General features: G+C 70.0%; 15 protein-coding genes. 6 read left to right on the top strand and 9 right to left on the bottom strand.

Annotated features, from left to right (window positions below):
- Window positions 1–2 precede the first annotated feature (2 nt).
- From SSP08S_RS22060 to SSP08S_RS22040, 5 genes are read left to right on the top strand one after another with little or no spacing between them, the layout of a single operon-like run.
- Entirely contained in the window at window positions 3–1,376 is a 1,374-nt protein-coding gene (locus SSP08S_RS22060; protein ID WP_019069803.1) for an ABC transporter substrate-binding protein, read from the top strand.
- A gap of 5 nt (window positions 1,377–1,381) precedes the next feature.
- A complete protein-coding gene (locus SSP08S_RS22055; RefSeq protein ID WP_019069802.1) occupies window positions 1,382–2,332 on the top strand; it encodes a carbohydrate ABC transporter permease in 951 nt (316 codons plus the stop codon).
- Entirely contained in the window at window positions 2,329–3,231 is a 903-nt protein-coding gene (locus SSP08S_RS22050) for a carbohydrate ABC transporter permease (RefSeq protein WP_019069801.1), read from the top strand. The genes SSP08S_RS22055 and SSP08S_RS22050 overlap by 4 nt, the downstream gene beginning before the upstream one ends.
- Complete coding sequence (locus SSP08S_RS22045) at window positions 3,228–4,475, top strand: 6-phospho-beta-glucosidase (protein WP_019069800.1); 1,248 nt, start codon at window positions 3,228–3,230, stop codon at window positions 4,473–4,475. The genes SSP08S_RS22050 and SSP08S_RS22045 overlap by 4 nt, the downstream gene beginning before the upstream one ends.
- Entirely contained in the window at window positions 4,475–5,455 is a 981-nt protein-coding gene (locus SSP08S_RS22040) for an N-acetylglucosamine kinase (RefSeq protein ID WP_043259609.1), read from the top strand. The genes SSP08S_RS22045 and SSP08S_RS22040 overlap by 1 nt, the downstream gene beginning before the upstream one ends.
- A gap of 4 nt (window positions 5,456–5,459) precedes the next feature.
- Here SSP08S_RS22040 and SSP08S_RS22035 read toward each other — a convergent pair whose 3' ends face one another.
- Window positions 5,460–6,230, bottom strand: a complete 771-nt coding sequence (locus tag SSP08S_RS22035) for an Atu4866 domain-containing protein (RefSeq protein WP_019069798.1) — start codon at window positions 6,228–6,230, stop codon at window positions 5,460–5,462.
- Window positions 6,231–6,337: 107 nt separating this feature from the next.
- Complete coding sequence (locus tag SSP08S_RS22030) at window positions 6,338–8,200, bottom strand: glycoside hydrolase family 76 protein (protein ID WP_019069797.1); 1,863 nt, start codon at window positions 8,198–8,200, stop codon at window positions 6,338–6,340.
- 403 nt (window positions 8,201–8,603) lie between these two features.
- On the opposite strand from SSP08S_RS22030, the gene SSP08S_RS22025 reads away from it, so the two are divergent.
- A complete protein-coding gene (locus SSP08S_RS22025; RefSeq protein WP_019069796.1) occupies window positions 8,604–11,423 on the top strand; it encodes an alpha-L-rhamnosidase-related protein in 2,820 nt (939 codons plus the stop codon).
- A 12-nt stretch (window positions 11,424–11,435) separates the two neighbouring features.
- Here the strand turns inward: SSP08S_RS22025 and SSP08S_RS22020 are convergent, their stop codons facing one another.
- From SSP08S_RS22020 to SSP08S_RS21990, 7 genes are all read right to left on the bottom strand, one after another.
- Entirely contained in the window at window positions 11,436–13,367 is a 1,932-nt protein-coding gene (locus SSP08S_RS22020) for a glycoside hydrolase family 9 protein (RefSeq protein WP_019069795.1), read from the bottom strand.
- On the bottom strand, window positions 13,364–14,656 hold the full coding sequence (locus SSP08S_RS22015; protein WP_245607933.1) for a sensor histidine kinase: 1,293 nt from the start codon (window positions 14,654–14,656) through the stop codon (window positions 13,364–13,366). Before SSP08S_RS22015 ends, SSP08S_RS22020 begins: the two co-directional genes overlap by 4 nt.
- Window positions 14,653–15,318 (bottom strand): winged helix-turn-helix domain-containing protein, encoded by a 666-nt coding sequence (locus SSP08S_RS22010; RefSeq protein WP_019069793.1) that lies wholly within the window; start codon window positions 15,316–15,318, stop codon window positions 14,653–14,655. Before SSP08S_RS22010 ends, SSP08S_RS22015 begins: the two co-directional genes overlap by 4 nt.
- A 76-nt stretch (window positions 15,319–15,394) precedes the next feature.
- Window positions 15,395–16,846 carry a cellulose binding domain-containing protein gene (locus SSP08S_RS22005; protein ID WP_019069792.1) on the bottom strand — a complete coding sequence of 484 codons (1,452 nt, stop codon included), beginning with the start codon at window positions 16,844–16,846 and terminating at the stop codon, window positions 15,395–15,397.
- A gap of 72 nt (window positions 16,847–16,918) precedes the next feature.
- Complete coding sequence (locus tag SSP08S_RS22000; RefSeq protein WP_019069791.1) at window positions 16,919–18,451, bottom strand: beta-N-acetylhexosaminidase; 1,533 nt, start codon at window positions 18,449–18,451, stop codon at window positions 16,919–16,921.
- A gap of 40 nt (window positions 18,452–18,491) precedes the next feature.
- Window positions 18,492–19,331: a carbohydrate ABC transporter permease gene (locus SSP08S_RS21995; protein ID WP_019069790.1), complete on the bottom strand. Its 840-nt coding sequence runs from the start codon at window positions 19,329–19,331 to the stop codon at window positions 18,492–18,494.
- Window positions 19,328–20,206, bottom strand: a complete 879-nt coding sequence (locus tag SSP08S_RS21990; protein WP_245607936.1) for a carbohydrate ABC transporter permease — start codon at window positions 20,204–20,206, stop codon at window positions 19,328–19,330. Before SSP08S_RS21990 ends, SSP08S_RS21995 begins: the two co-directional genes overlap by 4 nt.
- Between the last annotated feature and the right edge of the window lie 32 nt (window positions 20,207–20,238).

Below are 20,238 nucleotides of genomic sequence, written 5' to 3'. Positions count from 1 at the left end.
CCATGTCCGAGTCCCGTGGCGGACCCGTCACCCGCACCACCCGCCGCCCCCGCCGTACCGTCGCCGCGTCGCTGCTCGCGGCCACGGCCCTGCTGGCCGCAGCATGCACCACCGGCGGCACCGCGTCGAAGGCGGACACCGGCGCCGACGACACCACACCCGTCACCATCACCTTCTGGCACGGTCTCAGCTCCCCGCACGAGATCGCCTCCGTGAACGCCGTGCTCGCCAAGTTCCACAAGAACTATCCCTACATCACGGTCAAGGCCGTCGCCGCCCAGACCGACGACAAGGTCAACCAGGCCATCCGCGGCGGCACCGCGCCCGACGTGGCGTCCTCGTTCAACGCCGCGAACGTCGGCGGCTGGTGTTCCAGTGGAGCGTTCCAAGACCTGAACCCGGACATCAAGGCCGACCACGTCGACCTGTCCCAGATCCCGAAGGCCGTCCAGTCCTACACGGCGTTCGGCGGCAAGCGCTGCACGATGCCCTGGCTCGCCGACACCTTCGGCCTGTACTACAACAAGAAGCTGTTCGCGAAGGCCGGGATAACCTCCCCGCCCAAGACCATGTCCGAACTGGCGGCGGACACCAAGAAGCTGACCACCTTCAACGCGGACGGCTCCATCAAGACCGCCGGGTTCATGCCCTACTTGGGCGCCTACGAGATGCTCACCGAGCACCTCGTCCCCAGCTGGGGCGGCAAGTGGCTCACGGCCGACGGCCAGTCCAACGTCGGCGGCGACCCCGCCTTCGCCCAGGCGCTGACCTGGCAGAAGAGCTTGGTCGACTGGTTCGGCGCGAAGAAGCTGGTCACCTTCAAGGCCGGCATGGGCGACGAGTTCTCCGCCCAGAACGCCTTCGAGACCGGCAAGCTGGCCATGATGGTGGACGGCGAGTGGCGCAACTCGTTCATCAAGAACGACAAGGCCGACATCGACTACGGCACCGCGGTGATGCCCGCCGCCGACGGCAAGTCCGAGCTGTACGGCGCCGGTTACGTCGGCGGCAACGTCATCGGCATGCCGCGCGGCGCCAAACACCCGGGCGCCGCCTGGAAGTTGATCAAGTTCCTCACCACCGACACCGACGCGCTGACCACCCTCGCCGACGCCATCGGCAACGTCCCCACCACCAAGGCCGCGCTCGACTCGCCCGCGCTGGGGCTCTCCAAGGACCCGAACTTCGCGCCGTTCCTCCAGGTGTTCAAGAACCCGCTCACCACCACGACACCGGCGAGCGCCGACGGCGGCGCCTATCTCACCAACTTCGGTCACTTCGTGGAGAAGTGGCAGAACGGCTCCGTACCCGACCTCAAGGCGGGTCTCGCCGCCGTCGACAAGCAGAACAACGCCGCGCTCAAGCTGGGGCAGTGACCGTCATGGCCACCCAACTCCAGCTCGCCCCGGCGCCGTTGAGGGGCCGCCTGCGCCGCAACCGACTGCGCGTCCTGCTCTTCCTCGCCCCCGGGCTGATCGGCTTCGCCGTCTTCCTGATCTACCCCCTGGTGATGACGGTCTGGCTGTCCTTCACCAACTCCAACATGATCTCCCCGGCCCGCTTCGTCGGCCTGCGCAACTACCGCTATCTGCTGGACGGCGACCCGCTGATCTGGCACGCGATCCGCAACACCGGCTGGCTGGTGGCCGTCATGGTGCCGGCGCAGGTGCTCTTCGCCCTCGGCGTGGCCATGGTCACCGCCCGCCTCAAGGCCGGGGCGAGCCTGTTCCGCACCCTGTTCTATCTGCCCGCGCTGGCCCCGCCGGTCGCCGCGACCGTCGCCTTCGTCTGCATGTTCAACCCCAACTCCGGCCCGGTGAACCGGATCCTGGGCCTGCTCGGCATCCACGGACCGCTGTGGTTCAACTCGCCGGACTGGTCCAAACCCGCCCTGACACTGCTCGCTCTGTGGGGCAGCGGCACCATGATGGTCATCTTCCTGGCCGCCCTGCTGGAAGTCCCGGCCGAACTGTACGAGGCCGCCGAACTGGACGGCGCCGGCTCCTGGCACCGCTTCCGCTACGTCACCCTCCCGACGATCTCACCGGTCGTGCTGTTCGCGACCGTCACCGGGGTGATCGCCGGACTCCAGTACTTCACCCAGGCGACGGTCGCCTCACAGGTCGCCAACGGCAACATCCAGCCCGCGCCCGGCTATCCGGACGGCTCCACGCTCACCTTCCCGCAGCAGCTCTACATCGCCGGCTTCAACCAGTTCCACGCGGGCTACGCCTGCGCGCTGGCCGTGGTGCTCTTCGTGGTGGCGATGGCCTTCACCGTCGTCCTGCTCCGCCGCGCCTCCGGCTTCGACATCGAGGAGCCGCCGCGATGACGACGACCTACGCACCCGCCCCCGCCCGCCGGACCCGCGCCGCATCACCCCACCAGGCCGCGCGCGGCCGGGCGAGCCGGCGGCGCAAGCTGGTCTGGATCGCCGAACACGCCGTCGCCGTCGGCCTGGCCTGCGCCTTCATCGGCCCGATCGTGTTCATCTTCCTGACGTCCGTCATGACCGACGGCCAGTCCCTCACCACCAACCTCTGGCCCCACCACTGGCAGTGGTCCAACTACCGCACCGTCTTCGCCACCGCACCCGTCGGCACCTGGCTGGTCAACACCGTGCTCTACGCGGTCGCCGCCACCGCCGCCACCCTGCTCTCCAGCGTCCCCATCGCCTACGCGCTGGCCCGGCTCCGCTTCAAGGGACGCAACACCGCGTTCCTCTGCGTCATCACCATGATGATGCTGCCGCCCCAAGTCCTGGTCATTCCGATGTACTTGATGTGGGCGGGGCTCCATCTCACCGGCACCATCTGGCCGTTGGTCCTCCCCTCCCTGTTCGGCGACGCCTTCTCGGTGTTCCTGCTGCGGCAGTTCCTGCTCACCGTCCCCGAGGACTACCTCAACGCGGCCCGTATCGACGGCTGCGGCGAACTGCGCGTGCTCACCCGGGTGGTGCTGCCGATGATGCGCCCCGCGCTCGTCGCGGTCGGCCTGTTCTCCTTCTTCAACGCCTGGAACGACTACTACGGGCCCCTCATCTACACCGGCGAGACGCCCGCCCACTGGACCCTGGCCCTGGGCCTGGCCACCTTCAAGACCTCCCACGCGGTGCAGTGGAACCTCACCATGGCCGCGACCCTCATCGCGATGGCGCCGGTGATCATCGTCTTCTTCTTCGCGCAAAAGGCCTTCATCGAGGGCGTCACACTGACAGGAGTCAAAGGTTGAAGATCACCGTTGTCGGCGGCGGATCCACGTACACCCCCGAACTGGTCGACGGATTCGCCCGGTTGGGACTGCCCGTCACCGAGATCGCCCTCGTCGACCCCGACCCCGAACGCCTCGACGTCGTCGCCCCGTTCGCCCGCCGCATCCTGGCCCGCCAGGGCAGCCCCGCGAAGATCACCACCACCGCCGACCCGGACGCCGGCATCGACGGCACCGACGCCGTCCTCTTCCAGCTCCGCATCGGCGGCCAGGCCGCCCGGCACATCGACGAGACCCTCCCGCACGAGTGCGGCTGCATCGGTCAAGAGACCACAGGCGCAGGGGGGTTGGCCAAGGCGCTGCGCACCGTACCGGTCGTCCTCGACCTCGCCGAACGCGTTGCCCGGCGCGCCCCGAACGCCTGGATCGTCGACTTCACCAACCCGGTCGGCATCGTCACCCGCGCCCTCCTCGACGCCGGGCACAAGGCGGTCGGCCTGTGCAACGTCGCCATCGGCTTCCAGCGCACCTTCGCCGACTGGCTCGGCGTCGACCACGAGCGGATCACCCTGGACCACGTCGGTCTCAACCACCTGACCTGGGAACGGAGCGTACGGCTCGACGGCGTCGACGTCCTGCCGCGCCTCCTCGACGAACACGGCCAGGCCCTCGCCGACCGGCTGCGCATGCCCCTCGACGTGGTCCGCCGCCTCGGCGTCGTCCCCTCCTACTACCTGCGCTACTACTACGCCCACGACGAGGTCCTCCGCGAACAACTCACCGAGCCGTCCCGCGCCGAGCAAGTCGCGTCGATGGAGGGCGACTTGCTGAAGATGTACGCGGACCCGGCCCTCACCGAGAAGCCCGCACTCCTCGACAGGCGCGGCGGCGCCTACTACTCCGAGGCCGCCGTCCAACTGGTCCACGCCCTCACCACCGACACCGGCGACGTCCGCGTCGCCAACGTCCGCAACAACGGCACCCTGCCCTTCCTCCCCGACGACGCCGTCATCGAGGTCCCCTCCCGCATCGGCGCGCACGGCGCAACTCCCTTGCCCGTCACCGCCGTAGAGCCGCTGTTCGCCGGACTCATCGCCCATGTGACGGCGTACGAGGAACTCGCCCTGGAAGCCGCCCTGCGCGGCGGAGCCGACCGGGTCGCGACCGCGCTGCTCGCGCACCCGCTCATCGGACAGGTCTCGGTCGCCGAGGAGTTGGCGGCCAAGCTAGTCGCCGCCAACCGCGAACACCTGTGGTGGGCGTGATGAGTTCGGATCTGATGCTGGCCGTCGACGGCGGCAACTCCAAGACCGACATCGCCGTACTGACCACGGACGGTACGATCCTGGGCCGCGCCCGGGGCGGCGGATTCCGCCCGCAGGCGGTGGGCCTCGACACGGCCATGGACGTACTGGCCGCGTTGCGCGCCGAGGCCATGGCCGAGGCGGGGGTCGGCGCCGACACCGTGGTGGACGGCATCACCGCCTTCCTCGCCGGCGCCGATCTGCCGCACGAGGTCAAGGCGTTGCGCGAGGCCGTCGGCGCCCGCCGCTGGGCCGTCACCCAGCGCGTCGACAACGACTCCTACGCCGTCCTGCGCGCCGGGGCCAGCCGACCCTGGGGCGTCGGCGTGGTCTGCGGCACCGGCATCAACTGCGTCGGCGTCGCCCCCGACGGACGCACCACCGGCTTCGCCGCGCTCGGCCGGATCTCCGGGGACTGGGGTGGCGGCATCGACATGGGCACCTCGGCGCTGTGGCACGCGGCCAGGGCGGAGGACGGCCGGGGCCCGCGAACCGCTCTGCACGTGCTGGTAGTTGACCACTTCGGTCTCGCCACGGTCGCCGACGTCACCGCCGCCCTGCACAGCGGCGACCTCCCCGCACTCCGCCTGAGCGAACTCTGCCCGGCGGTCTTCGCGGCCCGCGACGACGGTGACCAGATCGCGACCGAACTGGTCGAACGCCTTGCGGCGGAGATCGCGAGAATGGCCCTGACCGTCCTGTGCCGCCTCCAGCTCGCCACCGCCCCGGAGCCCGAAGTGGTGCTCGGCGGCAGTGTGTTGGCGGCCGGCCACCGGGCCCTCCTCGACGACGTCGAACAGCGGCTCAGGGCAGCCGTCCCCGACGTCCGCCCGGTGGTGTGCACCCAACCGCCGCTGCTCGGCGCCGCGTTGGCGGCCCTGGACCTCCACCCGCGAACGGACCCGGGATCGGAAGCCCGACTCCGCGCCGGGTTCCAGTGATCCGCTACGACCGGGAGCGCGCCCCGAGCCGCATCGCGTAACCCGCGTGGTGCAACTCGTCGCCCCGGAACTCGCCGAAGGCCCAGAAGCCGAGGTCGTCGAGGTAGTCGATGCGGTCGCCGTCGATCCAGTAGCGGCCCTCGTAGGCGTGCGGGCGGCCACCGCGGGTCTCGTCGTAGCGGCCGCCGGCGGTCAACTCCTGGTGCAGGAAGTCGTTCTCGTCCATCCAGACGCCGACGCGCGGGCTGCCGGTCAGGTCCTGGGCGGCCGGGATGCCCGCCTCGGGCGCGGTGGCCCGGCCGGGGGCGTCGGCGCCGGACCAGAGGACCGGCTTGCCGTTCGCCACGAGGGCGCGGACCTCCTCCGGCCGGGTCAGCAGCGTGGCCACCGCACCCGCCACGTCGGGGGCGAGTTCATCGGGTACGACGAGCAGGTCGCCGGTGTTCCCGGGCGTGAGCGTCGCGACGTACTCGGCACGGTGCCCGCGCCCGCCGACCAGGGCGACCGTGTCCACGACGGCCGGCACCACCGTCATGCCGGTGCAGTCGACGACGATGGCGTTGTCGTCCTGCGCCGCCGTGACGATGCCCGGGCCGACGCCCACGAGCAGGGCGCCGACCAGCAGCACGTCGGCGCCGGTCAGGGTGCCGATCAGCGGGTCCATGGTCAGGACCCGGGCGTCGGTGAACAGGACGGGACGCCCCGCGTCGTTCTTGACGATCTCGTCGAAGGCTGGACCGTTCCAGGTCACGGAATCCGTGTGGGTGGTGCTCATCGCCTGCTCCTCAAGTGGGTGGCTCCTTCGTGGCAAGCCTGGTCGCGTCCGAGGGACGCAACCAGGCCGCCGTTACCCCAGGTGTCCCGCACCCACCCTGCGACCGCTCAGCCCGCGGCGGCCGTCAGCGCCCCGAGCGCACTGGCCTGCGTGCGCCAGTCGGTCTGGTTCGGGCTGGTGCCCGCCCAGCGTTCACCGAGCGCGTTGAGGTTGGACCGGTCCTGCGCCCACAGCGTGTCGGCCTGTTTCTGGATGTAGGCGCGGTAGGTGCTGGAGCCGGTCACGTTCGCGAGGTCGGCGAAGTTCCGCATGAAGATGCCCTTGAACTGCTTCTGGTTGTCGTCGCAGGACGCCGAGCCGACATCGCAGGACTCGGTGAGCACCCCGCCGACGGTCAGCTGGGAGCTGCTGATCGCGGCGTTCGCCATGGTCTTCGCGGTGGTCAGCAGCGAACTGTCCCCGGTCGACTTCCACAGCTCCGTGAAGGCGCCGATGGCCAGCCCCTGGTTGTAACTCCACACGGTGGAGCCGTTGTTGGCGCAGGACGAGGACAGTCCGTCGTTGACCAGACCCGAGGAGTTGATCATCCCGCTGGCCTTGTACCAGGCGGCCGAGGTCTTCGCCCGCTGCAGCCACACCGTGTCACCCGCGATCCGCTGGTGCAGCGCGGTGGTCAGCCACAGGTACTGCCCGTTGGTCACCGCGTTCTTGTAGGTCTTCTCCCGGTCCCACCACACCCCGCCGCCGCAGGTGCCCGTGTCCCAGTACTGCTGCACGTAATTGGCGATGGTGACGGCCTCGTTGAGATAGCGCGCGTCGTGCGTGTAGTCGTAGGCGTCGATCCACGCGATCGCCCACCAGCCCGAGTCGTCGATGGACCGGCTGATGAAGTCCCCCTCGATCGCGTCCGAGCTGCGCGTCCCGGCCGGGAAGACGCCCTTGTTCTGGTCGAAGGTGCGGGCGATGATCCAGTCGTAGTCGTGCGTGCCGGTGGTCTTCGCGAAGTCGATGACGGAGGTGAGGGTGGCCGCCGAGTTCCACCAACTGCTGGGCCACCAGCCGTTGTAGGGGTCGTACGACGTCATCAGCGCGTCCGCCGCCGCGCGCGCCCTGCTCGGCACGGGCCGGTACCACGCGGTGCAGCTGCCCTCGTTGTGGCTCGCCTCCCGGCCGCAGGCGCGGACCGCGCCACCGTAGAGGAGACCGCGCGGATCGCGGGTGGCGTACATCGTGGTGCGGGTGGTGGTGGCCCCGGACGGGGTGCTGGTACGGCCGAGGGAGGAGCCGTCCGGCCAGGTCGCACCGCCGTCCCAGGACCGGTCCAACCAGATCTCGTCACCTGCGCCGCCCGTGTCGATGCTCGCCCAGGCCATGGAGTTCTTCTGGTCCACGTGCAGCCGGATCGTGCGGCCGTAGAGGGTGGTCGACGGTACCGGCTGGTCGTCGCCCGCCGCCTGGCCCGCGCCCGTGGCGTCGCAGAGGGTGTCGCAGACGGTGGGGTAGACCCAGTTCGTGCAGCCCACGCCGGCCGCGTCGCCGCAGGCCCGGACCAGGCCGCGCTTGTGGTTGCGCGGGTCGGTGATGTTGTACATCAGCGTCCTGGTGCCGGTCCAGGTGCTCGGGATGCTCGCCTTGCCGAGCAGTCCGTCCCAGGTGGCGCCGCCGTCCCAGGACCGGTCCAACCAGACCGTGTCACCGGTCGAGCCGTTGTCGATACTGGCCCACGCCATGTCGTCCGCGTCGGAGACGTGGAGCTGCACACGCCGGCCGTTGAGTGTCTTGTCCGGGACTGGAAACGTTTCCTGCTTTGCCTGCGAAGGGTCCAGCGTGTCGCAGGCCAGGACGCACACCTGGGTCGCGGCGGACGCCTGCGTCGCGGCCGGGACGAGCGCCACGAACGCGAGGGCGGCCGTCAGGAGAAAGCTGAGGAACCGTGGTCTGACAACGATGTCGAAGCCATGTAGGGACACCGGAAACTCGCCTCGATTTCACGATGGGGGACGCCGGGTGTGAATGGATTCAGCGCTGGATCAAAGGTCCATACCTCTACCCGTACTCGACGCAGTGAACCGGCTTGGTGCGGCCCTGTCAATGTCGTAAGGTGCGCTTTTTACCCGGGAGTTGAAGGCTGTCGCGATGGGTTGACACCCGCCCTCCCGGCGCCCATCATCGGTGCGAACTTCGGCGAGTCATCTCGCGCACCCGTCGCTCCTCCAGCTCCAGGCTTCCGTGTTCGATCCGGTTGAATCGATTCACCTGCCTGGTTGTCCAGTTGGGCGACTGGTTCCCCCACCGATCCGGGAGGCACTCATGCGCCGTCGCAGGCCAGCGCTGAACCGAAAGCCCAGACCAGGGCGACTAGTCGGGCTCACCGTGGTGGTGGCCGCCGCGCTGGCCGTGACCCCGGCCCTGTCCGCCGGGGCGGCACCGACGGACGCAACGCCCGCCCCCAAGGCGGCACTTGACGCCGTGAACTACTCGCCGACCTCGCGCACCCTCAAGCCGACCGCCGTCTACCGCACCTCCGGCAGCGTCGCGAACCCGACGAACGTGCTGAACGGACAGGCGACCCGGATCTCCGGCTCGCAGTCCGCCGTCACGCTCGACTTCGGGAAAGAGGTCGGCGGATTGGTAACGTTGTCATTCGGCAGCACCAGCTCCAGCGGCCAACGCGTCGGCCTGGCCTTCAGCGAGTCGTCCCTGTACGTGGGCAACAACAGCGACCGCAGCAGCGGCCGCGACGGCGAGGACGGCGCCCTGTACGCCACGCCGAGCGCCAACGGAACGTACACCGTGCCGATCGCCCAACTCCGTGGCGGCTTCCGCTACTTGACGGTCTTCCTGGACAGCTCGGGCTGGGTGGACCTCACGGGCGTCAGCCTCAACTTCACCGCCGCACCGGGGAAGAGCAACCCGGCCGACTACGCCAACTACTTCACGTCCAGCGACGAGTTGCTCAACCGCATCTGGTACGCCGGGGCGTACACCGTGCAGTTGAACACCATCGCCTCCAACCAGGGCCGCGCCTGGCCGCCGCCCTCCTCGGCCTGGGACAACAGCGCCACCGTGGGTGTCGGGGACTCCGTCCTGGTCGACGGCGCGAAGCGCGACCGTACGGTGTGGCCCGGCGACATGGGCATCGCCGTCCCCACGCAGTACGCGTACTCGAACGACCTCACCTCGACCCGCAACGCGCTCACCACGATGTACGACGCGCAGTCGTCGGCGGGTGAAATCCCGTGGTCCGGGCCGCCGTTCAACCTCACCGGCTCGGACACGTACCACACGTGGACGCTGCTGGGGACGTCCACGTACTACACGTACACCGCCGACCGGTCGTGGCTGGACTCCGAATGGTCCAACTACAAGCGGGGGATGGCCTTCATCACCAACAAGATCGACGGCAACAACCTGCTCAACGTGACCCGCACCCAGGACTGGGCCCGGGTCGGCCAGGGCGGCGAGAACATCTCCGCCAACGCGCTGCTGTACGGCGCCCTCCGGGGCGGCGCGACCCTCGCCGCCGTCGAGGGCGACAGCGCCCTTGCAGCGAGCTGGAACAGCAAGGCCGACGCCCTCAAGACCGCGGCCAACTCCCGGCTGTGGGACGCCTCGAAGGGCATGTACAAGGACAACCCGACCAGCGGCCTCTACCCGCAGGACGGCAACTCCCTTGCCGTCTGGTACGGGTTGAGCGACTCCACGGCCAAGTCGAAGAGCATCGTCGCCGGGCTCGGCAACAACTGGGGCATCTACGGCCCGACCACGCCCGAATGGGGCGGCAACGTCTCGCCGTTCGCCGGCGGCATGGAGCTGAACGCGCGCTTCACCGCCAACGACGACTACACCGCCCTGGACCAGATCCGCCGCACCTGGGGCCACATGCTCGACAGCGACATCGGCACCAAGAGCACGTTCTGGGAGGGCATCCAGTCCGACGGCGGCCTCGCGTACGGCGGTTCGTTCATGAGCCTCGCGCACGGCTGGTCCACCGCGCCCACCTCGACGCTCACCTTCGACGTGCTCGGCACCGCGCCCGAGTCGGCGACCGGCGCCTACCGCTTCGTCCCGCACCCCGGCGACCTGACCAGCGCCCAGGGCCGCATCACCATGCCCCAGGGCGCGATCAACGCGTCCTGGTCCCGGAACGGGTCGGCCGGCACCTACTCGGCCACCCTCTCCAGCCCGTCCGGCAGCACCGGCCGGATCGGCGTCCCCAAGCTCGGCGGGAACATCACGGTGACCGTGAACGGCGCGACCGTCTGGAGCAACGGAACCTTCACGCCCACCTCCGGCATCACCGGCGGCAGCCAGGACGACACCTACGTCTACCTCACCGGCGTCGCCCCCGGCAGCTACACCGTCTCCGCCACCGGCCTCGGCAACCCGGCACCGCCCGCCGAACCCGGCACCGGCGCCCTGCGCGCGGGCTACACCCGGTGCGCGGGCGAGGGCGGCACCTGCTCCTTCAGCGGCACCCGCTCGGTGGCCTACGGCGCAGGGACGTACACGTACAAGACCGTGACCAGCAGCACCGCCTGCTCCAACGACTCTTTCGGCGGCGACCCGGCCGCGAACCTCGTCAAGTCCTGCTACGTCGCCGACGCGGGCGGCCCGCCCGGCTACACCGTCTGCGCGGCCGAGGGCGGCACCTGCTCCGTGCCCGGCTACAACCGTGACGTCGCCTACGGAGCCAACGGCAACTTCGTCCACCAGGTCACCAACGGCTCCGTGGACTGTTCCAACGCCCACTTCGGCGATCCCATCGACGGTGTCGCCAAGTCCTGCTATCTGCCGCCCGCCGGTGCCCCGGCCGGTGGCTGGACCAAGTGCGCGGACCAGAACGGGACTTGTGCGGCGGTGGCGGGACAGCCGGTGATGTACGGCGCCTACGGAGCCTTCACCACGGCCACCGCGACCGGCGACACCGCGTGCACCGACGCCGTGTTCGGCGACCCCATCTCCGGTGAGTCGAAGGTCTGTTACACCGCCACCGGCGGCCCGGTCGGCTACGCCTCCAACTGCTCGGCGGAAGGCGGCACTTGCTCCTTCAGCGGACAGCAGACCGTCGCCTACGGCGCCCGGGGCCGCTTCCTCTACAAGACCTTCAGCGGTGGTACGAGCTGCACGACGGCCGCCTTCGGTTCCGACCCGCTTCCGAACGTGAGCAAGTCCTGCTACGTCACGTCCTGACATGGACCGGTCCTAGTGGCCTTCGTCCTGCGCCGTCAGGGCGAAGGCCAGCAGGGCCGTCGTGGTGAAGTCGAGCGAGGGCTCCACCGTCTGCCAGGCGCCCACGTCGTCCACGTACCGCGAACCCTTGCCGTCGAAATCGGTCCAGGCGCCGCTCGGCGGCCCGGCGGTGCACTTCTTCATGGTCGGGAAACCGTTCAAGTCGGTGAGTTTGTCAGCCGCGTTGGGGCCGTTGACCACCGCGCCCCGCAGGATCGCGCCCTTGCCGTCGAGGCTGCCGCGCAGGTTGGCCAACTGGTGTTCCGGGCAGTGCGGATAGACCTCGCCCGCGCCGATCACGAAGCTGGTGCCCCACGGGTTGGCGCCGAGCGCCCAGCCCCGCTGCCTGCCCGCGAAGGCCGCGAAGCGGGTGTCCCCGGTCGCCTTGGCGTAGAGCTGAGCGGTGGCCACCAGCCCGAACGTGTGCGGTACGGCGTCGAAGTCGTCGTAGACCGCACCGGCGCCGAACGGATCGTGCCCGGCGCGCTCGACCCCGTCCTCCAACTGGCGCCGCAAGTCCTTGTAGAGGTCTGCCGCGCCTACGCCGTTGCCGCGGTCGCCGTCCAGGGCGCTGGCCAGGTCGACATGGGCCAGCGCGCTGACGTCCGCGACGTTGAGGGTGCCCTTGGCGTCGGAGTCCAGATAGGCGCGGGCCCAGTGGGCCGCGTCGGCCGTCCAGTCGCCCTCCCGGTCGTCACCCAACTCCCGCGCGGCCAGCGCCAGTTCGGCACCGGCGAACTCCAGGTCGTCCTGCCAGGAGTCCTCGGGGTAGAAGCCGCTGGGGAAGGCGGTGACGAGCGGCTCGTCCGGGTCAGGGTCGGTGTCGGCCTGGTCGTACACGGCGGCGGCCTTCTCCAGCCACTCCCGGGCAAGGTCAGGGTCGGAGTCGGCCGTGCGCTGCGCCGCGAGGGCGAACACCGCCGCCACCCGTCCGGCCAGACTCGGAGTGATCGGCTCGCCCGGCGCGTTGGCCCGGAACACCGGCCGGTGCTTGATCGTGTAGTCCGGGTCGCCGGGCGACACATCGAGCCGGTCGTCGGCCTCCGGCAGTCGCCAGACGTCGTGGTCCGTGCGCACGTTGTCGTTGCCCGCGCCGATACCGACCTGGGCGTAGAGCGTTCCACTGTCGCCGTCCCACATCCTGTCCAGCCACTCCAGCCCGTGGTCGGCCTCGGCGGACAGCGCGGGCATCGCCGGCAAGTCCCTTTCGGCGAGCAGGAGTTCGGCGGTCGAGTAGGAGGTGGTGCCGGTGAACTTCAGGAAGTCGCCCGCGTCGAACCAGCCGCCCGAGGCGTCGACCGTGACACCCGTCGGGGTCAGCCGCTCGTCGAGCAGTTCCTCGCCCGCCTCGTCGTAGTGCGGGTCGGCGTACACGGTCGCGTGCTCGTCGGCCAGATGGGACGGGCCGTGCCTGAGGACCCCTGGCAGCACGTCGGCGCCGTCGCGCTGGGCCTGGAGAAAGCGGACGTTGTCCCGGACCAACGGGGTCATCAGCTCGCTCGCGTCGGCGATCCGGAAGGCGGGGGAGCGGCCGGCGGCGGTGCCGGTCAGGACGACGCGGTAGGTGCCGGGGGTGTTCAGCGCGGAGAGGTCGACGGTCCGCACGGACGGGTACTTGGCGTTCCAGTGACCGGTGACGGCACCGAGCCGACCCGCCGTGACCACCTTGTCCTTGTCCTTCGCGTCCACGACCTTGAAGCGGGCCCCCGCGAGCGCCTTAGTGGGTCCCATCACATAGGCCCGCTTTGTCTCGCCGCGCACATAGCCGACCTGGTCGACCCGGACGACCGCCTCGGCGGCGGGCGGCGCGCTCGTCGTGTCGTACACGTTCATGGCGACGATTACCGCGCCGATGCTCGCGGCGGCGGTGCTGACCAGCAGTACAGGGCTGCGCAGTGCGTTCATGCGCCCACGGTGCCGGGGCCTTCATGAGATGACGATGAGGACGTCGGGGGCGGGTCCGCCGGCAGCCGGAGTTCGGCGAGCAGGCCGCCGCCGGGTGCGTCCGTGAGGCGGGCCGTGCCGTGATGCAGACCGGCGACCCAGCGGACGATGGCCAGGCCCGCGCCCGTGCCTGGACCGGTCCCGGTGACCCCGCGTGCGAACACGCGCTCCCGGTCCGCGAGCGGTACGCCGTCCCCGTGGTCGCGGACCGTGACCAGCCCCGGCGTGACGCCGACCTCCACCGGCGAACCGGCCGGGCCGCCATGCCGCTGGGCGTTCTCCACCAGGTTCCGTACCGCCTGCGCCAGCAGGTCGGGATCGCCGCGCACCACCACCGGCTCGGCCGTCACGGTGACGCTGTCGTGGTCCGGCAGCTCTTCGACCGTCGTCTCCACCAGCTGGTCCAGGCGCAACGGCACCAGCTCGACCCGCTGCGCGCCCGACTCCAGCCGCGCCCTGGCGAGCAGCCCGGTGACCAGCCGGCTCAGCCGGTCGACGAGCCGTAGCGCCTCGTCGGAGGAGCCGCCGCGCTCGACGGTGAGTCGCAGGGTCGCCAGCGGCGTCCGCAGCTCGTGCGCCGCCTCGGCCAGGAACTGCTCCTGCTGGCCGAGCCCGCGCAGCGCGGGACGCATGGCCCGCCCGGACAGCAGATGTCCTACCGCCGCCGCACAGCACACCAGCGCCGTGCAGCCGAGGGCCAGCCAGCGCACGAGGAGGTCGTGATCGTGTTCGCTGCGCGCCAGTTCCGTGCCGACGAGTACCGCCGCCCCGATCCGGTCCCCGTCCCAGACCGGCGCCGCCGCCCACCGCAGCCGCCCGCCCTTGGCGGCGGAGGCGCTGACTTGGACCGTTCCCTGCTCGTCCAGGACGCTGTGCCAGACCTCGTCCAACTGGTCCGCGTCGGGCAGCGACGACCGTCCGGGTACGACGTTCCGCAAGGTCGGCTTCTTCCCGGGCGCCGCCTGCAGGACGGCCAACGCCTGGGCGCCCTGGGCGAGTTCGTCCTCGCGCAGCGGCTCCAGGTGCAGCACGCCCGCGTCGAACCAGACCGCCCGAGACAGCCCCGCCGCGCGGCTGCCCACCTCGTGGTCGAGGCCGGAACGGCGGGACGCGGCATCGATACGGATCGCGACCACGGCGAGTACGACGAGACAGGCCGCCGTCGTCGAGGCGAAGAGGAGCGTCATCAGCCGGCGGGTGCGCCGCAGCCGGGCCACCGCAGGCGACGGGGCCTCGGGCTGGCGCTTCATGCCTCGCCGCCGAGGCGGTAGCCGACCCCGCGCACCGTCCCGATCGGGTCCGGCGGCCCGAGGCGTCTGCGCAACTGCCCGATCAGGACGTCCACCACATTGGACATCGGCTCGCTCGCCTCGTCCCAGCAGCTCTCGATCAGTTCGCTGCGCGTGACGACCTCGCCCGCCCGCAGCATCAGCAGTTCGAGCACCGCGAACTCCTTGGCGGACAGGCTGAGCAGCACCCCGGCCCGGGCCACCCGGCGGCGCGGCAGATCGACCTCCAGGTCGCCCGCCCGCAGCAGCGAGGGCCGCGCGGGTTGCTCCCTGCGGCACAACGCCCTTACCCGTACGACGAGTTCGGCGAAGGCGAACGGCTTCACCAGGTAGTCGTCCGCCCCGTGCTCGAAGCCGGCCACCCGGTCGCTCACCGCGTCCAGCGCGGTCAGCAGCAGGAAGGGCAGCACCGATCCCGCCCGGCGCCGCGCGGCGAGCAGCGTGAGGGAGTCGCCGTCCGGGACCGAGCGATCGGCCACGACACAGTCGTAGCGATTCACGGACAGCTTGAGGTCGGCCTCGGCCAGCGTCCGTGCGAGGTCGACCGCGAACCCCGCACCCCGCAGCCGATCTGCGACGACGGGTCCCAGCTCGAGATCGTCCTCCAGGACCAATACGCGCATGGCCCGGAGCTTAGGCGACGGCGGGGCGCGCACTCGGATCCCGTACGCCGAGTGCGCGCCCTGCCGCGCTCCGTGCTCAGCTGCTGGGCACGGTGTCCTCGAACGTGGTGCCCGCGCCCCGGTACGCAGCCACCTTCGCGGCGACCTGCGCCGGGGTGAGGACCTGGTCCTTGACGTGCAGGACGTAGTCGACCTGCTCGTCGTATGCGCGTGCGGTGGAGCTGGTGAGGCCGCCGAAGTCGATCAGCCACTGGTTGAAGTTGATCGACATCGGCCGCTCCGGGAGGTACGCGGCGTCGTGGGTGCCGAAGAGCTGGCCGTCGATGTAGTACTTGATGTTGTTGTTGTCGATGGTCAGCACCAGGTCGTGCCAGCCGTTGTAGCTCTGCCGGCCCTCGGTGTGCTGGTTGACCGCCACCCACGGGTCGGCCTGGTAGGTCTCCCAGGACGTCGTGTAGAGGATGTTGGACGACTCGCCCCAGCCGCCGTTGGGAAGGTACTCGAAGTCGTACTCGGAGTAGTCGTCCGCCATCGGTGCCGTGAGGTCGTTGATGGTGAAGAAGGTCTGGACGAGGTGGTCGCCGTCCGGCCCGTACTTGGGCGCGTCGTTGAACTTGACCCGGGCCGCGTAGGTGCCGTTCTTGAACTTCCTTGTGTTGGTGACGACTTCGGTCTGTTTGGTGCTCTCGCCGGTGCCCGAGGTCGAGGTCTCCAGGTTCATCACGGAGCTGCCGTTGGTGCTGGCGAAGGTGACGTTCTCGGGCGCCCAGGTGGCGCCGGAGACACCGGGACCGCCGGAGGTCGAGCGGACGCTCCAGCCGTGCGCGGCGATCTTCGGGTCGTTGTAGGCGCTGTAGTTGAAGTCGTCGAACAGCGTGGCGCCGGTGGCCGGGGGATCGGTCGGCGGGTCGGTGGGCGGGTTCGTCGGGTCGTTGCCGGCGGGGGCCGTGCCCCACAGGGTGGTGCCGGACAGCTGTGCCGTGACCTTCGACCAGTCGGCGTACGACGTCTGCGAGGCGCCGAAGGAGTAGTCGTCGCTCTGGTTCAGGGTCTGCCACGTCGACTGGTAGAAGCGCAGCTGCATGTCACTGGTGTCGGTGCCCGGCGCGAGGGTGCCGGCGCCGGAGGTGAAGCCGATTTCGAGGTAACGGTCCGCCGTGGCCGTCGGGTTGGCGAGGGTACCGAAGGTACCCGTGATGTTGGCGCAGCCCTTGACCGCCCAGGAACACGCGAAGCGGTAACTCGCGCTCGCCGAGTCCGCCTTGAAGTAGTAGCGGAGCTTGACGTTCGCCAACTGCACTGTGGTGGAGCCGGTGTTCTTCACCTTGAACCAGGGCTCGGACTGGTCGGCGGTGGCGCCCGTGGCGCTGGTGCGGTACTGGACGCTCAGTCCGCCGCCGGCCGCGCTCGCGGTGGACGGCATGGCGGTGAGCGCGGCGGCGCCCAGGGCCACCGCCACGGCGGCGGACGCGGCGGCGCGCAGCCTGGTCTTCGCGAACCTCGTGTCGTGTCGCGTGTCGTGTCTCATGTCGTGCCTCTCCAGAAAGGTGGGGTGATTCCGGAACGGGACAGATCAGGGGTGGGACATGGGCGGTACGGGTCAGGGGTGGTACCGGACGTCGAGCGCGTCGAGCCGGGCCGTGTGTCCGTCGAGCCGGGCGCGGAAGTCGTCCCAGTCGGTTGGACCGCTCCAGGCGCGGTCGGCCAGCGCACACAGGCGGGGATAGGTGAGGTACTCGATGCGCTCGGGCGTCGTGACGAACTCGGTCCACAACTGGGTCTGGGTGCCCAGCACTTGACGTGCCGCCGGAGCATCCGCGTCCTCGGGGACGGGGTCGTGGGAGTGCACGGTCCGCAGATCGACGACCTTGCCGGGCTGGGCCGGGGGCTCGCGCGGGTCCTCGGACTGGGCGTAGTCGAGGTAGGTCGCCCGGTGGTAGGCGCTCACCACCTGGTGGCCGCGCCGGGCCGCCGTCAGGGTGTGTGCCGCGTCGCGCCAGGTCATCACCGTGAAGTCCAGGGGCAGTTCGGCCCCCGTCTCGGCCCAGCCGACCGGGCGCCGCCCGTGCCGGACGAGGAACTCGCCGATCCGCCCGAGGAACCAGCCGTGCAGGGCTGCGGGACTCGACAGGCCCAGCGCCTGCGCCCGTTCGCGCGCCGCGGCACTGTGCGTCCACTCGGCGGTGGGGCACTCCTCGCCGCCGACGTGGATGTACGGCGAGGGGAAGACGTCCATCACCTCGTCGAGGACGGTACGGCAGAAGTCGAGGACCTCGTCGTGGACGCCGAGGACGGTGTCGCACACGCCCCACCTGGTCCAGACGTCGAGGCTGCGCTCCGGGTGGTTGCCCAGTTCGGGATAGGCGGCCAGGGCGGCCCGCACATGCCCGGGCATCTCTATCTCCGGCATCACGGTCACCCCGCGAGCCGCCGCGTACTCCACCAGGCCGGCGAGTTCGGCGCGGGTGTACGACCCTCCGTGCGGGACGCCGTCGTACAAGTCGCTTCCGGCCGGGCCCTGTTGGGACTCGGCGCGGTGGCCGCCGATCTCGGTGAGCTTGGGGTAGGCGGCCACCGGCATGCGCCAGCCCTGGTCGTCCGTGAGGTGGAGATGGAACACGCCGATCTTGTGCAGGGCCAGCAGGTCGACGTACCGGCGGAGATAGGAGACGGGTTGGAAATGGCGGGCCACGTCCAGCATCGCACCGCGCCACGGGTGCCGGGGGAGGTCGGTGATCTCGACGCAGGGCACCAGCCACTCCGTGTCGCGCTGCGGACGCGCCGACAGGGCCTGCGGGGGCAGGAGTTGACGGATCGTCTGGATTCCGCGCAGCAGTCCGGTGAGGTGCGCTGCGCGCAGCAGGACGGCGTGCTGGGCGACGGTGAGCCCGTAGCCCTCCTCGCCGAGACCGGCCAGGTCGGGGTCGAGTGTGAGGGTCAACTGCCCGTCGGGGGAGGCCTCCAGGGGCAGTCCGGTGGCGGGGGCGAGGAGGGTGCGCAGCAGGTCCGCGGCCGGTTCGGCGCCCGCGCCGACGCGCAGCGCGGTGCCGGCGTCGAGCGTGAAGTGCCCGGGCCTGAGTGCGGACTTGGTGGGTCGGGGGACGAGGGAGAGCACGGAGGACTGTGCGGGCATGGATCGTCTCCGGGACGGGGGCGGGTGGGGGGTGCGGGGGTCAGCCCTTGACCGCGCCGGCCGCGAAGCCGGAGGTGACATGGCGCTGGAGCAGCAGGAAGATCACAAGTGCCGGTGCCGCGAAGAGAGTCGAGGCCGCCATGGTGGCGCCCCAGTCGGTGCCGAAGACGTTCTGGAACGAGGACAGCCACACGGGCAGCGTGCGGTGGTCCTGCTGCTTGATGATCAGGAAGTTGGCGTAGGTGAACTCGTTCCAGGCCGTGATGTAGCCGAACAGCGAGGTGGCCATCAGTCCAGGGGCGAGCAGCGGGAACGCGATGCGCCGGAACGCGCCGAACCGGGTGCAGCCGTCGACCTGTGCGGACTCCTCCAGCTCCGGGGGGATCGTGCCGATGAAGCCGCGCAGCACGATGATCGTGAACGGCAGCGTCATCATGAAGTAGACGAGCGTCAGCGTCGGCAGCCGGTCCAGCATGTCGGTGTCGCGGGAGATGATGTACACCGGGATGATCAGTGACTCCCAGGGCGCCATCTGCGCGATGAACACCATCAGCATGAACTGCCGGCGCCCCTTCCACCTCATCCGGGCGACCGCGTAGGCCGAGCCGAGCGCGATGACGAGGGCGAGCAGGACCGCGCTCAGCGTGACGAGGACGCTGTTGCGCCAGAACAGTCCGAAACCGGCGGCGCCGACGGCCGTACGGAAGTGGTCGAGGGTCCAACTCGCGGGAATGATGCGGGGGTTGTCGGACTGGATGTCACGGGTCGGGGTGAACGCGGTCGCGACCATCCAGTACACCGGGAACAGGCACACCAGGACCGTGAGGAAGGCGGCGGCGTTCAGGGGCAGACGGCGGATCCGGGGCCGGGTGGTGCTCATGCGAGCTCGTCCTCCTGGCGGAACATCTGGCGGAAGTAGAAGACCAGCACGCCCGACATCAGGACGACGGTGACCATGGAGGCCGCCGAACCGAGGTCGTAGCGCTGGTGGGAGAGGGCGGTCTGCACCGCGTACACGGGCAGGATCGTGGTGGCGTCGCCGGGTCCGCCGTTGGTCATCACCCAGATCTGCACGAACGCCTTGAAGGTCCAGATCACTTCGAGGGAGAACACCAGCAGGAAGATCGGCCGGATCATCGGGAAGGTGACCGAGCGGAAGATCCGCGGCCCCGACGCACCGTCGATGCGCGCCGACTCGTACAGCTCGACGGGGACGGTGGTGAGCGCCGAGTACAGCGTGATCGCCGCGAAGGGCACGGACTGCCAGACCACGAGTGCGACGACGATGGCGAAGGCGGCCGGTCCGTGGGCGAACCAGGGATAGCGGTCGAAGGACTCGAACCCCAGCCCGGTCAGCACCTCGTTGACGATCCCGAACTCCGAGTGGAACAGCCACTGGAAGACCGTCGTTGCCGAGATCACCGGCATCGCCCAGGTCAGCACCAGCGCGCTGAGCACCGTGGTCCGCCCGCACCGACCGAGCCGCTCGACCATCAGCGCGACCAGTGTGGACAGCGTCATGATCAGTACGACGTTGATCGCCATGAAGAGGAACGTGCGCCGTACGACCTCCCAGAAGGCGCTGTCGCCCAGCAGCGTCCCGTAGTTGCGGAAGCCGACGAACTTCGCGTGCCCCAGGATGAGTTGGCGCAGTCCGAAGTCCTGAAGCGAGATCACCACGGCACGGATCAGGGGATACACGAGCAGATAGAGCGTGCCGAGCACGGCGGGCGCGATCAGGAGGTACGGCCAGATTCCCCGGCCGGAGGACTGCGACGGGCGGCGCG

It is taken from the genome of Streptomyces hokutonensis (assembly GCF_000376565.1).
GTDB lineage: Bacteria > Actinomycetota > Actinomycetes > Streptomycetales > Streptomycetaceae > Streptomyces > Streptomyces hokutonensis.
The sequence above is the reverse complement of the archived record's forward strand: the minus strand, read 5'-3'. Positions and strand labels throughout refer to the sequence as shown.

What these genes read in the sequence shown, in the direction of transcription:
- SSP08S_RS22010 (WP_019069793.1), bottom strand. Translation starts at nt 15,318, where the DNA reads ATGCGCGTATTGGTCCTGGAGGACGATCTCGAGCTGGGACCCGTCGTC.
- SSP08S_RS22000 (WP_019069791.1), bottom strand. Translation starts at nt 18,451, where the DNA reads ATGCCCGCACAGTCCTCCGTGCTCTCCCTCGTCCCCCGACCCACCAAG.
- SSP08S_RS22020 (WP_019069795.1), bottom strand. Translation starts at nt 13,367, where the DNA reads ATGAACGCACTGCGCAGCCCTGTACTGCTGGTCAGCACCGCCGCCGCG.
- SSP08S_RS22040 (WP_043259609.1), top strand. Translation starts at nt 4,475, where the DNA reads ATGAGTTCGGATCTGATGCTGGCCGTCGACGGCGGCAACTCCAAGACC.
- SSP08S_RS22035 (WP_019069798.1), bottom strand. Translation starts at nt 6,230, where the DNA reads ATGAGCACCACCCACACGGATTCCGTGACCTGGAACGGTCCAGCCTTC.
- SSP08S_RS22005 (WP_019069792.1), bottom strand. Translation starts at nt 16,846, where the DNA reads ATGAGACACGACACGCGACACGACACGAGGTTCGCGAAGACCAGGCTG.
- SSP08S_RS21995 (WP_019069790.1), bottom strand. Translation starts at nt 19,331, where the DNA reads ATGAGCACCACCCGGCCCCGGATCCGCCGTCTGCCCCTGAACGCCGCC.
- SSP08S_RS22060 (WP_019069803.1), top strand. Translation starts at nt 3, where the DNA reads ATGTCCGAGTCCCGTGGCGGACCCGTCACCCGCACCACCCGCCGCCCC.
- SSP08S_RS22015 (WP_245607933.1), bottom strand. Translation starts at nt 14,656, where the DNA reads ATGAAGCGCCAGCCCGAGGCCCCGTCGCCTGCGGTGGCCCGGCTGCGG.
- SSP08S_RS22055 (WP_019069802.1), top strand. Translation starts at nt 1,382, where the DNA reads ATGGCCACCCAACTCCAGCTCGCCCCGGCGCCGTTGAGGGGCCGCCTG.
- SSP08S_RS22050 (WP_019069801.1), top strand. Translation starts at nt 2,329, where the DNA reads ATGACGACGACCTACGCACCCGCCCCCGCCCGCCGGACCCGCGCCGCA.